This window comes from Marinobacter bryozoorum (genome assembly GCF_023156245.1).
In the GTDB taxonomy this organism is placed as follows: domain Bacteria; phylum Pseudomonadota; class Gammaproteobacteria; order Pseudomonadales; family Oleiphilaceae; genus Marinobacter; species Marinobacter bryozoorum.
The window spans coordinates 20,777-33,641 of record NZ_JAKZAH010000039.1; the positions used below are offsets into that span (position 1 = coordinate 20,777).

Consider the following 12,865-nt stretch of genomic DNA (forward strand, 5'->3'; position numbering starts at 1 on the left):
ACCTGGACAGTCAGAGAGAACCCATGTTGTCGACATCCAAAACGCTCGCAGCCGCCCTGCTCGCCACGACCACCCTGCTGACCGGCTGCGCTGCAGACTCGGTTCTGGTGGACCACTATGAAATGCAGGGGCTCCAGCAGTCCGTTGCAGACCAGAACGCTGACCTGACCTACCTGAAGACCACCGGCGACCGCAATCACCAGGAACTTACAGAGTTCACCAGTGAGTCGACCCAGCGGATTATCGACACCATCAACCAGCGGGTAAAACCGCCGGAGTGCCCACCCGTTCCCGAGGCCCCGGCATGCACCGTCGACCCGTCGACTGACACCGGCACCAGTGACCGGGTAAAGGGCAAGCTGGTGGTGGGTGAAGTGGAAAAGGCCTTCCTGGTTGGCCCGAACTTTATCTATGACGCCCGCATTGACAGTGGCGCCGAGACGTCTTCCATGGATGCCCGCAATGTTCAGCGCTTCGAGCGGGACGGGCAGGAGTGGGTGCGCTTCGATATCCCCGTACCCGGCAAGGACGACACCTTCGAAACCCTTGAGCGCAAGGTGGTCCGTAACGTTCGTATTATCCAGGCCAACGAGGAAGACCACGAGCGGCGGGCGGTGGTTGAGCTCCAGTTCCGCATCGGGGACCACGAACAGAAGGCCGAATTCACCCTGAGTGACCGGGCCCACCTGACCTACGCTTTGCTGATTGGCCGCAACATTCTGCGAGACGTCATGCTGATCGATGTGGGCAAGGAATACAGTACTGAACTGCCCCGTTCCATCCGCACAAACGCCATCCGGAACAACTGAGGCATCTGTCTTGAAACAGCGTTCCCGCTACCCCTTCTACCTTGCCATTTTCCTGCTGATTGCTGCCGGCATTGCCCTGGCAGTAACCCGCCATGTGCAGCTGGGTATCCCCTGGCTGGCCGGCGAGCAAAAGCCCGTATGGATGGTGGAGGCACGCATTGATTTCGAAGCCACCGGTGAAGAGGTACTGGTCAGCCTCAATGTGCCGGATAACCCGCCCGGTTTCCGGGTGCTGTCGCAGCAGGCGGCGTCGCCCGGTTACGGTTTCTCACTGATCGAGGACTCCGGCGACCTGCGGGCCGAGTGGAGCATTCGCGAGGCTGACGGCGGGCAAACCCTGTACTTCAATGTGCAATTGACACCAGACGACTCCACCGACGGCAGCATTCGAACCATTGCGCCGGAGCCCCAGGCGATGTTCTGGGAAGAGCCCGAAGCCACCGCGGTGGCCGAGGTACTCGAACGGGCCGGCGCCAAGTCCGCCAGCCCCGAGAGCATGACCCGTGAGCTGATCAAACTGTTGCGCTCTTCCGAACCCGATCAGAATATTGCCCTGCTGCTGAACAACAACGACTACGTCACCCTGGTCCAGCGCCTGCTCAACCATGCCGGCATCCCGGCCCGGGTCGCGGATGGCCTCAAGCTGGAGGACGCCCGGCGACTTCAGCCCCTGCGCCCCTTTTTACAGATTCATAACGGCGAACGCTGGCTGACCTTCCACCCCGAAACCGGTCAGCAGGGGCTGCCGGACGATGTGGTGCTCTGGCGCCAGGATGCGGACGCCCTACTCGATGTCATGGGTGGTCAGGATTCCCAGATCAGCTTCTCCATGCTCCAGCAGACCGTACCGGCCCTGCAGCTGGCAACCCGTGAGGGCGGCGGTAACGGGCTCGGGTTCCTCAGCCTCTATGAGCTGCCCATCGAGGAGCAGGGCATGTTCCGCATGTTGCTGCTGCTTCCCCTCGGGGCGCTGGTGGTCGCCTTTATGCGAATCATTATCGGTATCCGCACCTCCGGTACCTTCATGCCGGTACTGATCGCCGTCGCCTTTGTTCAGACCTCCCTGATTCCCGGCCTGGTGGCCTTCCTGTCGGTGGTCGCGGTGGGACTGGTGATGCGGGGTTACCTGTCGAGCCTTAACCTGCTCCTTGTGGCCCGGATATCTGCGCTGATCATCCTGGTGATTGCCATTACCACCGGCATCAGCATTGTCGGCTACCAGATGGGCTTCAACACCGGCATGACCGTCACCTTCTTCCCCATGGTGATCCTGGCCTGGACCATTGAGCGCATGTCCATCCTCTGGGAAGAAGACGGCCCCAGGGAAGTCGTCATACAGGGCTTCGGCAGCCTGTTTGTGGCCGTGCTGGCGTACCTGCTGATGGACGCCCCCCTGGCCCGGCACCTGACCTTCAACTTCCCGGAACTGCACCTGGTGACCTTCGGCCTGATCCTGCTGATGGGGCAGTACACCGGTTACAAGCTGACCGAGTTGCGCCGGTTCAGCCCGGTCAAGGACTTCTCATGAGTGCCTGGATATCGCCCTTCCGCCTGCGCAAGGCCGGTATCCTGGGGATGAACGAACGTAATGTCTCGTACATCGCTCGTTACAATGATCGCCGCGCCTATCCGTTGGTGGACGACAAGCTCAAGACCAAGCTGCTGGCGGAGGAGTTTGATATCAAGACGCCCCGCCTGCGGCAGGTGGTGAGGCAACAGCACGAGATCGGCCATTTCAGGGAGATGGCGGTGGACCTGGAAGGGTTTGCCATCAAGCCTTCCAAAGGGTCCGGCGGCAAGGGCATCACGGTTATCAAGCGCAGGGAGGGCGACCAGTACGTCAAGGCGTCCGGGGCGCACCTGACCCTGGGGTACCTGGAACGCCACCTGAGCAACATCCTGGCCGGCCTTTACAGCCTGGGTGGTACACCCGATGTGGCCATTGTCGAGGACCTGGTACGGCCCACGGCCTTGCTCTCAAAGGTCTCCTTCCAGGGGGTTCCGGATATCCGCATCGTGGTGTTCCAGGGCTACCCGGTGATGGCCATGTTGCGGCTTTCCACCAGGGCCTCTGACGGCAAGGCCAACCTGCACCAGGGTGCCGTCGGTGTTGGCCTGGACATTGGGTCCGGCCGAGCGCTGAACGCGGTTCAGTTCAATCGCCAGATCCTGCTGCACCCGGATACCGGGCTACCGGTCAGTGATATCTGCATCGACGACTGGGACACCATGCTGGTAATGGCTGCCCGCTGTTATGAAGCCACTGGCCTGGGATATATCGGGGTGGACCTGGTGCTGGACGAGGTGGAAGGCCCCCTGCTGCTGGAACTGAATGCCCGTCCGGGCCTGGCTATCCAGATGGCCAACGGCAAGGGCTTGCTGCCCCGGCTGGGCAATATCGAATCCCTGAAACGGCCGCATTACACCCCGGAAAAGCGCGCGGCCTATGCCATGACCACTTTCGGGGCCTGATTACCTCCCCTGATCACTTCCCGTATTGACTGGCCGAGCTGCAGACGCTCTGCCGTTACCTCATACCAGGCGTAAAAAAACCGGGGCCGCAGCCCCGGTTTTTTGTCACCAGCCTGTAAAGACTAGAGTTTGCCTTCGGCCAACAATAGCTTGCGCTCGTGGCTGAGACCCTTGAACAGACCCCAACACATGACCAGCAGGATTGCCGTAAATGGCAGGCCGGCACTGATCGCGGTCGCCTGTATGGCCCCCAGTGCATCGGCACCGCCGCCAAAGATCAGCGCGGCCGCGATAGCACCTTCCATAACCACCCAGAACACGCGCTGGGCTGTAGGTGCATCGGTCTTGCCGCCAGCAGTGATGCTGTCGATGACCAGTGAGCCGGAATCCGACGAGGTCACGAAGAACACCAGTACCAGGATGATCCCGACAAAGGAGATAACGCCGGTCAGCGGCAGGTTCTCGAACATCTGGAACGTGGCCAGGGAAACATCACCCAGACCATCCTGGGCCAGAACACCCACGCCGTTCTGGATCTGGTCGAGTGCAGCGCCACCAAACCCGCTCATCCAGACGGTGGTAATAACGGTCGGAATGATCAGTACAGCGGTAACAAACTCCCGGACAGTACGGCCATTCGACACCCGCGCGATGAACATGCCGACGAACGGTGACCAGGAGATCCACCAGGCCCAGTAAAACACGGTCCATGCATGCATCCAGCCTTCATCCTCACGACCAAACGGGTTACTCAGGCCTGCGAAGTTACCCACATAGCTTGAACCGGTCACCCAGATGGTTTCCAGGATCTTCATGGTTGGTCCGGCAAAGATGATAAACAACAGCAATACGGCAGCAATCATCATATTGACGTTACTGAGTATTTTTACACCGCCGTCCAGGCCTCGCAAAACGGAGATGAGTGCAACAAACGTCACCCCGGTGATAATGGCCATCTGCACATTGATACCGGAAGAAATGCCGAACAGGTAATCCAGGCCTGAAGCTGCCTGCTGGGCGCCGAACCCGAGGGAAGTCGCCAGGCCGAAGATGGTGGCAACCACGGCCAGCACATCAATAATATGGCCCGGCCAGCCCCATACACGGTCGCGCAACAGCGGAAAAAAGGCGGAACGAATGGTCAGCGGCATGCCCTTGTTAAAGGCAAAGAACGCCAGTGACAAGGCAACTACCGCATAGATCGCCCAGGGATGCAGGCCCCAGTGGTAAAGGGTAGAGCCCATTGCCAGCCCACGTGCCTCTTCAGTTTCCGGCGTGACATTAAAGGGCGACATGCCCCAGTGGCCAGAGTAATAGGCCACCGGCTCGGCCACGGCCCAGAACATCAGGCCAATCCCCATGCCTGCTGCAAACAGCATGGCAAACCAGGATAAACGGGTGAACTCGGGTTTTGCGTCTTGCCCGCCCAGCCTTATCTTGCCAATTGGCAGAAAGATCAGCGCTATGCTGAACACCACGAAGATGTTGGCGCTCAGTATGAAGAACCAATCAAAGTTGTTGATGATGGAGTTCTTTGCCCCGTCCAGAAGCTCCTTGGCCTCTCCGGGAAACATGAGTGTGCCCACTACGAATACGACCACCAGAATCGCCGTAATGGGGAACACAGGTGCGTGCAGGTCCAGGCCGAACGGATTGATGTTGTCCTGGCCTGCCACGTAGTCCGTCTGGTATTCGTCTTTGACAACCTCGCCCACTGTGGAGCCTCCCATAGACTATGGCTTGCTACATTTCGCGGGGGGGGGGGGGATACCCCTCCCACAACGTTACACCGGCGCAATTTTATTGTTTTGAACTCTAAGAATCAAAAAAGCCTCGATTTCTTATTGAATTACCGGACACCGCCGTAAAGACTGACGTCCCACGGGGTCATTCCGGGCCTGCAACATGGAGGATAGTACAGGTTAAGGAAATCATCCTTTCCGATGTGACAAAACGCTGTCACAAACCCGTTACCCATCTGGAACCGGGGAGCCCGATCAGGTTATTCTGGCACCACTCAACGGGGTGCCCTGAACGGGGCTGAGACCATACCCGCGGAACCTGATCCGGACCATACCGGCGAAGGGATTGAGCCTGCGATGACACTGCGTCAGCGCCTGTCCTCTACTGCACCCTGGTCGCCCCGGCAACGCTTACCTCCACTCCAGGATGCCAGCGATGAACCTCCATCCACTACTGCGTGCCGCGCTGACAACCCTCATTCTTTCCGGGGCAGGCCAGGCGTACGGAAAACCGGTGCTGACGGTTTACACCCACCCGTCCTTTGCCGCCGAATGGGGGCCGGGGCCGGCCATCCGGGAGGCCTTCGAGGATCGCTGTGGCTGCGAGGTGCAATTCACCATACTGGACAGTGGCGGCGCCATCCTGCAGCGACTGAGGCTGGAAGGTCCGGGCAGCAACGCCGACCTGGTACTGGGGCTGGATACATCCACCATGGAGACCGCCCGGGAGACCGGGCTGCTGGCAGAGCACCAGGCTGCCCTGCCCGAACTGGCCCTGCCGGTGGCCTGGCAGGACCCGGTATTCGTGCCCTATGACTGGGGTTACTTTGCCTTTGTCTACGACACCGAGCAGATCGATAATCCGCCAACCAGCCTCGAAGCCCTGGTCAACGCGCCGGATGAGCTGAAGATCATCATCCAGGACCCGCGAACCAGCACCCCCGGGCTGGGGTTACTGCTGTGGATGAAACACGTCTTCGGAGACCAGGCTGACGAGCGCTGGCAGCAACTGCAGGGCAAGGTCCTCACCACCACCCAGAGCTGGAGCGATGGCTACTTCTCACTGTTCATGAACGGTGAGGCGCCCATGATCCTCTCCTACTCCACCTCACCGGCGTACCACATGGCGGTGGATAAAACCGATCGCTACCAGGCCATTCCATTTGAGGAAGGGCATTATCTGCAGGTTGAGGTGGCCGCCGTGGTGGAAAGCTCGGATCAGAAAGCGCTCGCACGTTCCTTCCTGGAGTTTATGCTGACCCCGGACTTTCAGCGCCACATCCCCCTGAAGAACGTCATGTATCCGGCCATCGACCTTGGCGATGAACTGCCTGAAGTCTTCGACCGGCTGATCGAGCCAACAAGGGCTCTGATGTTTTCGCCGGAAACCCTCAGGGCCAACCGCCAGGCCTGGACCAACGAATGGCTGGACGCCATGACCCGCTGAGATGACTGCCCTTACCCGGCCCGCGCCACCCTTTTCACGCCGCCGCTGGCAACTTGCCCCGGGGCTGGTTTTCACCAGCCTAGTCCTGGTGCTTATGGGTGGTGGCTTGCTGGCGCTGATCCTGCGGGCAGACAGCGGGCCGTCAGAACTCTGGCAAAGCCCTTACCTCCAGGGCGTGATCCGGTTTACGGCCTGGCAGGCAAGCCTGTCTGTTATCGGGAGTCTGTTGATTGCCATTCCGATAGCCCGGGCGCTGGTGCGCCAGCCCGACCTTCCCGGCCGCGCCGGTTTGCTTCGCCTGATGGAAATGAGCCTGGTGATGCCTACCATCGTCGCGGTGTCCGGGCTGGTCGCAGTCTACGGCCGCCGCGGCTGGCTGGCCGAGGTCACTGAATGGGCAGGTGGCTCACTGCCCTGGAACCTCTATGGCATCAGCGGCATCCTGCTGGCCCACATCTTCTTCAACGCCCCCCTGGCGGCCCGGGTGATGGTGCAAACCCTGGAGCGCGTTCCCGTCAGCCAGCGCCGTGCAGCCAGCCAGCTGGGGCTTGGCAGCTGGCAGCTGTGGCGGGTTCTGGACTGGCCAGCCCTGCGACCTGTGATGCCGGGGCTGGCAGCCCTGGTATTTTCCCTGTGCTTTACCAGCTTCGCCATCGTGGTCACCCTCGGCGGCGGGCCAGGTGCCACCACCATTGAGGTGGCCATCTACCAGGCCTTGCGGTTCGAGTTCGACTTCAACCGGGCCGCGTTACTGGCCTTTGTCCAGCTGTTGATCTGCGGCGGGCTCTGGTGGCTGGTCTTCCGCAAGAACCGGCACCAGGCGGTGTTGCCTGATCAATCCTCGTCCACAGATACGGGCTCTCTCAGGGCCGACAGCGCCGGCTGGCGGCGGACTACCGACCGGGCGCTCATCGGCCTTTTCGCCCTGTTCCTGGCCCTGCCGGTGCTGGCCATCGCATTACGGGGCGTCCCCTGGCTGGCTCGCGAACTCACCAACCCCAGGCTGGCACTCTGGGACGCCACCTTTCGCAGCCTGGCGATTGCCCTGCCCGCTGGCCTGCTGGCCGTGGCCATCACACTTGCCTTGCTGGCCGCGACCAGTGCCCTGAAGCCCGGACTGCCCCGCAGCCTTGCCAGTGTGTCCGGCTACCTGCCGTTGATCGTGCCACCCATTGTTCTGGGAACCGGCCTGTTCCTGCTGATCCAGCCCCGGCTCGGCATCCAGGGTTACGGGCTGACCGTGGTGGCGCTGATCAACAGCCTGATGGCACTGCCGTTTACGCTACAGGTGCTTCGGGGGCCATTCCAGGCCATGGGCACCCCCGCACTCCGGGTGGCCGACCAGCTGGATATCCGGGGCTGGTACCGCTGGCGCTGGCTGCAATGGCCCCGGCTGAAACGGCCTTTGGCACTGGCACTGGGGTACGGAATCACCCTGTCACTGGGGGATTTCGGCGTTATCGCCCTGTTCGGCTCCCCGGCGCAACCCACCCTGCCCATGCTGCTGCACCAGCAATTGGGCAGCTACCAGGTTGCCGCGGCCACTGGCACCGCCTGCTGGCTTCTGATATTCATTGCCGCCCTGTTCACTTTGCTGTCCCGCCCGGGCCGGGTAGCAAGCCGGTCTGCCATGCGTGATACCGGAGTCACCCATACCGGAGTACCCCATGCTTGAAATCGACGACCTGCTGTTCCGTTACCCCGGCCAGGCTCCGGATACCCCCGGGTGGCACTTCAATGTCGGTATTCGGGAAGGTGAGTGCGTCGCGCTGACCGGCCCCAGTGGCTGCGGTAAAAGCACACTGCTGAACCTGGTCGCCGGCTTCCTGGCACCCGCCGGGGGCGATATGCGCTGGCAAGGTCAGAACCTGGGGCCGCTGCCGCCCTGGCAACGCCCGGTAACCACCGTCTTCCAGGAACAGAACCTGTTCGATCACCTCACGGTGGCAGAGAACGTTGGCCTTGGGCTGCACCCCGGGTTGCGTTTGTCGAAAACACAGTGGTCGCGGATTGAAGCCGCACTGGAAACGGTGAATCTTGGCGGATTACACAATCAACGGGCCGGGAACCTTTCAGGAGGACAGCGCCAGAGGGTGGCGGTAGTCCGGGCGCTGTTGCGGCCCCAGCCCGTGCTGCTGCTGGACGAGCCCATGACCGGCCTGGACGACGAAAACCGCACCATTCTTCAGGATTTGCTGCTGCAGGCCCGCGACCAGGGCAAAACGCTGGCCCTGGTCAGCCATGATATCCGTGATCGCCAGGCCCTTGCCGACCGGGAAGTGAGCGACTTCTTCCAGCCCTGGTAGCCGGCGCCGGGCGAACGGGCCTGGGCAGCCGCTATTCCTCAGCGCAGCTTGGTTTCCCGCAGCTTCAGGATAAACTCCGGGGGATCAAAGCTGTCGGCCCTTGCCGCAGCCCAGTACTTGCGGAACACCCCATGCTCGGGCTCCTTGCCATTGAGCAACTCACCCGGTTCCAGGAACGGGTACAGGTCCATATAGGAGTGCACCGTGGTCTTGCTGACCCGCCGCACGATATGCTCCGGCCCCAGTTCACGGGGGTGGTTCAGGCCGGCGGCACCGATCAGGTTGGCCAGCGCCTGGACGGTGTTACGGTGGAAGTTGGCCACACGCTCGCTTTTATCCGCCACGTCCAGCCTGCCGCCCCGCACCGGGTCCTGGGTGGCCACGCCGCTGGGGCATCGGCCCGTGTGACAATTCAGCGCCTGGATACAGCCCAGGGCGAACATATAACCCCGCGCTGCGTTACACCAGTCCGCCCCCAGGGCCAGGATGCGGGCAATGTTAAAGGCGGACGTGATCTTGCCGGCCGCCCCGATCGCAATATGCTCTCGCAAGTTGGTCCCCACCAGGGAGTTATGGACCAGCAACAGCGCTTCGATCAGCGGCATGCCCAGGCGGTTGATGAACTCCAGCGGCGCAGCACCGGTGCCGCCCTCACCCCCGTCCACCACGATAAAGTCCGGGTGCCTGCCGGTCTCCAGCATGGCCTTGACGATGGCAAACCACTCCCAGGGGTGGCCAATAGCCAGCTTGAAGCCCACCGGCTTGCCGCCAGATAACTCCCGCAACCGATCCACGAATTCCAGCAATTCGATGGGCGTGGAGAAGGCAGAATGCTGGGCTGGCGAAACCACGTCCTCCCCCACCGGCACGCCCCTGGCCTCGGCAATCTCCGGCGTGACCTTGGCAGCAGGCAGTATCCCGCCATGGCCCGGCTTGGCGCCCTGGGAGAGCTTTATCTCGATCATCTTTACCTGGTCGAGGGTGGCGTTCTCAACGAAGCGTTCTTCACTGAACGTGCCGTCCTCATTACGACAGCCGAAATAACCGGAGCCGATTTCCCAGACCAGGTCGCCCCCCGGTTGCCGGTGATACCGGGAAATGGAGCCCTCGCCCGTGTCATGGTAGAACCCGCCCATCCTGGCCCCTTCATTAAGGGAGAGAATGGCGTTGGCCGACAGCGACCCGAAGCTCATGGCTGAAATGTTGAATACGCTGGCGCTATAAGGCCTGGCACAGCGGGAGCCGATGGTGATGCGAAAATCCGGGTCTTCAATTTCCACCGGCTTTATGGAGTGGTCCATCCACTCAAAGCCCTCGCTGCCCATCTCCAGCTGAGAGCCAAACGGGCGCTTGTCCAGGACGTTCTTGGCCCGCTGATAAACAATGGTGCGCTGCTCCCGGGAGAACGGACGTTCCTCGGTATCCGACTGGATAAAATACTGGCGGATCTCCGGACCGATGGATTCCAGTAAATAGCGGAAGTGGGCCAATATCGGATAGTTACGGCTCACCGTACGCTGGCGCTGCACCATGTCCCATACACCAAGCACCAGAAGGCCAAGGAACACCAGGGCAAGCAGCGCAAAGCCGGGCGACCACAGTGCCAGGGGTGCGGTAACCACGAAACCAATAACACTTGCCGTCAGCGCGCTGTAACGCATCGGCATGGACCAGCGGGAAATCTTCAAGGGCGGACTCCGGACTTGTCAGATAAACGGTGCCAAACAAGCGGGATTCTACAGACCATTACGCAAAAGTCATGGCTCTGAACAGCCCCGGAAAAATTTCCGCAACGCCCTGTCATCGAGTGTTTATTTTTCCAGAAGGCTAGTGTAGACTTCGCTCCCGCTAAGCCAGTGAGGGAAACCAACCTGGCACGGAGTACAGAGTAGTCGTTCATTATCCAACTATGTGACCACTACCTGAACATCAACTCCGCAAGCAATTCGGGGCGTAGCGCAGCCTGGTAGCGCACCTGCATGGGGTGCAGGTGGTCGCAGGTTCAAATCCTGCCGTCCCGACCAATTAGATCAACGACTTAGGCCAACTCTTCGGGGTTGGCCTTTTTCGTTCCCAGACCTTGGGTACAGTCTGGGTACAACCCGCAAATTTCACTTCTACATTCGGTTCAAACGGTTTTCGCGGACCTAGCGTTACCGCGACCCGCTCCATCACCGTTTCCGACCCTAAAACTCTAGCACGACTACGAGTTGCAGCCTAACCACGGCAGCCGAAACCGGCGGGAGCTAAATGCTGAAAAATACCGCCACCCACAAACTGTAACAATACACAACACAGACCTTTCTGATATCCAACGGGCTTGCCTGTCATTCTCTAACAAACGCCAAACGAGGGGTGACCCTGACCCCGCCATAGATCCAGCCAGAGTTGCAAAAATTCGGCTCCAGTTGCTTCTGTTTTCTTCGTAAAACTGCATGTTTTCTGGCGGAGTCCGAGGGCGTTGACCACTCCAAGGCGGAATGGGCACGAACAACGAACTTGATGTGTCCGCCAGTGACAAGAACCGGTTTCGTTCAGACACTCCTTTCGGAGTCGTCAATTGAAAGATTCAACCGTCGCATTATCGATGAGCCTGCCGGGCCGAGAGCAACCACTTTCTATCTTTCTCTCATAAACCCACCGCTCTCTGCCCTTGCTGGCCTGCGGCCTCGATCGGTCTGCTGCTAAACAAAAGCGAATATTCGAGATTCATCTTCCGGCTAATAACGCTTGACGTTAATGTTGCATCACGTTACTATTGAATCATGATCATATCGTTCAAGTGTAAGGATACCGAGAAGTTGGCAAGCGGACGCCGCGTCAGGCGCTTCGTCAATTTTGAGCGAGTTGCGTTAAGGAAGATTCGGCAACTCCAAGCTGCAAGCCAGTTGGATGATTTGAAAGTACCGCCCGGAAATATGTTGGAGCCATTGCATGGTGACCGCCAAGGCCAGCACAGCATTCGAATCAACAAACAGTTCCGGGTTTGCTTCCGCTGGACCAGGGCTGGCGCGGAAGATGTCGAAATTGTTGATTACCATTAGGAGGTGGCTCATGCGCAACATTGATGCTGTCACGCCAGGCGAGTTGCTCAAAGAAGATTTTCTGGAGCCGATGGGCATTTCTCAATACCGCCTGGCCAAAGAAATTGGGGTGCCTGCTCAGAGAATAGGCCAGATCATCGCGGGAAAGCGTTCGATTACCGCAGACACGGACCTGCGACTCTGTCGTTTCTTTGGCTTGTCTAACGGTTACTGGTTGCGCGCTCAGGCAGCCTACGACACTGAGATTGCCAAAGATGCCCTGGAGGATCAGTTAAAGACTATTCGTCCGTGGACTGCGGTATCTGAAGTCAGACACAGGGCATAACCAACGGCTTCACAGCTATCGATTTTCCGCCGCTTTGCGACCGGTTGGCCAGCAGAGAACAATCTTCTGAGCCATACTTAAAGGCCCTTACCCTCCGAAGAGGGCCTCGTCATGACATTTTCTACCAGCTAAGCTCCCTGGAACAAAGGGAAGCTCGTCGGCCAGAAGCTACCGCTCAAACTCGAACAAATATGGGCTATCCGTATTCGGTTAGAGATAGCGAAGAACATCCGCGAGCTGGCGATGTTCAACATGGCAATTGACTGCAAACTCCGATCCTGCGATCTGGTAAAGCTTTTGGTTCGAGGTATTTCCAGAAACGGTGAGGTTCTGGACCGGGCGCAAGTCATCCAGCAGAAGACCAGTCAGCCAGTTCAGTTTGAGATAACCATAAAGACGCGCGAATCGGTCGAAGCATGGATCGAGTTGCGTGGACTCTCGGGTATGGATTAAATAAATAGTAGTACCAGATTTACCCTTTATCCGATGACCTATCAAACGGGCGATTATCACATCGACGAGCCTCTGACCAACAAAGCTCTGACATCGATAAACCCGCCATCGGAGGCGCACACTATCGGTATTGGCAACGGCACAGTGGTTTTGGACTACACTCTGACGCTGCAAATCGGCTACAACGCACTGAAGTGGACCCCAAATTTTGGACAGGTGCCTAAGCTCTGATTCATCATCTCCACAAGGAGGAGAATCATGAGCAAG

10 protein-coding genes, 1 tRNA gene, 1 pseudogene and 1 riboswitch are annotated in these 12,865 nt (G+C 59.5%); of the genes and pseudogenes, 10 read left to right on the forward strand and 2 right to left on the reverse strand.

Features of this window, described 5'->3' with window-relative positions:
- Positions 1–23: 23 nt before the first annotated feature.
- From MLC59_RS16455 to MLC59_RS16465, 3 genes are read left to right on the forward strand one after another with little or no spacing between them, the layout of a single operon-like run.
- Entirely contained in the window at positions 24–809 is a 786-nt protein-coding gene (locus MLC59_RS16455; RefSeq protein WP_248236500.1) for an ATP-dependent zinc protease family protein, read from the forward strand.
- Between the two features lie 10 nt (positions 810–819).
- On the forward strand, positions 820–2,337 hold the full coding sequence (locus tag MLC59_RS16460) for an inactive transglutaminase family protein (RefSeq protein ID WP_248236501.1): 1,518 nt from the start codon (positions 820–822) through the stop codon (positions 2,335–2,337).
- Positions 2,334–3,281, forward strand: coding sequence for an alpha-L-glutamate ligase-like protein (locus MLC59_RS16465; RefSeq protein WP_248236502.1), 948 nt, complete (start codon positions 2,334–2,336; stop codon positions 3,279–3,281). The genes MLC59_RS16460 and MLC59_RS16465 overlap by 4 nt, the downstream gene beginning before the upstream one ends.
- 122 nt (positions 3,282–3,403) lie before the next feature.
- Here MLC59_RS16465 and MLC59_RS16470 read toward each other — a convergent pair whose 3' ends face one another.
- Entirely contained in the window at positions 3,404–4,996 is a 1,593-nt protein-coding gene (locus tag MLC59_RS16470) for a BCCT family transporter (RefSeq protein WP_248236503.1), read from the reverse strand.
- A 296-nt stretch (positions 4,997–5,292) separates the two neighbouring features.
- A riboswitch (TPP riboswitch) is annotated at positions 5,293–5,386 on the forward strand.
- Positions 5,387–5,459: 73 nt separating this feature from the next.
- On the opposite strand from MLC59_RS16470, the gene thiB reads away from it, so the two are divergent.
- The 3 genes from thiB to MLC59_RS16485 are packed head-to-tail and all read left to right on the forward strand — an operon-like array spanning position 5,460 to position 8,776.
- Complete coding sequence (thiB, locus tag MLC59_RS16475) at positions 5,460–6,470, forward strand: thiamine ABC transporter substrate binding subunit (RefSeq protein ID WP_248236504.1); 1,011 nt, start codon at positions 5,460–5,462, stop codon at positions 6,468–6,470.
- Between the two features lies 1 nt (position 6,471).
- Positions 6,472–8,145 carry a thiamine/thiamine pyrophosphate ABC transporter permease gene (gene thiP, locus MLC59_RS16480; protein WP_248236505.1) on the forward strand — a complete coding sequence of 558 codons (1,674 nt, stop codon included), beginning with the start codon at positions 6,472–6,474 and terminating at the stop codon, positions 8,143–8,145.
- Positions 8,138–8,776 (forward strand): thiamine ABC transporter ATP-binding protein, encoded by a 639-nt coding sequence (locus MLC59_RS16485; RefSeq protein ID WP_248236506.1) that lies wholly within the window; start codon positions 8,138–8,140, stop codon positions 8,774–8,776. Before thiP ends, MLC59_RS16485 begins: the two co-directional genes overlap by 8 nt.
- A gap of 38 nt (positions 8,777–8,814) precedes the next feature.
- Here MLC59_RS16485 and MLC59_RS16490 read toward each other — a convergent pair whose 3' ends face one another.
- On the reverse strand, positions 8,815–10,443 hold the full coding sequence (locus MLC59_RS16490) for an FMN-binding glutamate synthase family protein (protein WP_248236508.1): 1,629 nt from the start codon (positions 10,441–10,443) through the stop codon (positions 8,815–8,817).
- 280 nt (positions 10,444–10,723) lie between these two features.
- On the opposite strand from MLC59_RS16490, the gene MLC59_RS16495 reads away from it, so the two are divergent.
- The 4 genes and pseudogenes from MLC59_RS16495 to MLC59_RS16515 all read left to right on the forward strand — a co-directional run.
- Positions 10,724–10,800: transfer RNA gene (locus MLC59_RS16495), tRNA-Pro, on the forward strand.
- A gap of 741 nt (positions 10,801–11,541) precedes the next feature.
- A complete protein-coding gene (locus tag MLC59_RS16505) occupies positions 11,542–11,820 on the forward strand; it encodes a type II toxin-antitoxin system RelE/ParE family toxin (RefSeq protein ID WP_072678653.1) in 279 nt (92 codons plus the stop codon).
- A gap of 10 nt (positions 11,821–11,830) precedes the next feature.
- Complete coding sequence (locus MLC59_RS16510) at positions 11,831–12,145, forward strand: HigA family addiction module antitoxin (protein WP_072678652.1); 315 nt, start codon at positions 11,831–11,833, stop codon at positions 12,143–12,145.
- A gap of 135 nt (positions 12,146–12,280) precedes the next feature.
- Positions 12,281–12,595, forward strand: a pseudogene (locus tag MLC59_RS16515) (site-specific integrase); the annotation flags it as partial.
- Between the last annotated feature and the right edge of the window lie 270 nt (positions 12,596–12,865).

What these genes read in the sequence shown, in the direction of transcription:
- MLC59_RS16455 (WP_248236500.1), top strand. Translation starts at nt 24, where the DNA reads ATGTTGTCGACATCCAAAACGCTCGCAGCCGCCCTGCTCGCCACGACC.
- MLC59_RS16465 (WP_248236502.1), top strand. Translation starts at nt 2,334, where the DNA reads ATGAGTGCCTGGATATCGCCCTTCCGCCTGCGCAAGGCCGGTATCCTG.
- thiB (WP_248236504.1), top strand. Translation starts at nt 5,460, where the DNA reads ATGAACCTCCATCCACTACTGCGTGCCGCGCTGACAACCCTCATTCTT.
- thiP (WP_248236505.1), top strand. Translation starts at nt 6,472, where the DNA reads ATGACTGCCCTTACCCGGCCCGCGCCACCCTTTTCACGCCGCCGCTGG.
- MLC59_RS16485 (WP_248236506.1), top strand. Translation starts at nt 8,138, where the DNA reads ATGCTTGAAATCGACGACCTGCTGTTCCGTTACCCCGGCCAGGCTCCG.
- MLC59_RS16490 (WP_248236508.1), bottom strand. Translation starts at nt 10,443, where the DNA reads ATGCCGATGCGTTACAGCGCGCTGACGGCAAGTGTTATTGGTTTCGTG.
- MLC59_RS16505 (WP_072678653.1), top strand. Translation starts at nt 11,542, where the DNA reads ATGATCATATCGTTCAAGTGTAAGGATACCGAGAAGTTGGCAAGCGGA.
- MLC59_RS16510 (WP_072678652.1), top strand. Translation starts at nt 11,831, where the DNA reads ATGCGCAACATTGATGCTGTCACGCCAGGCGAGTTGCTCAAAGAAGAT.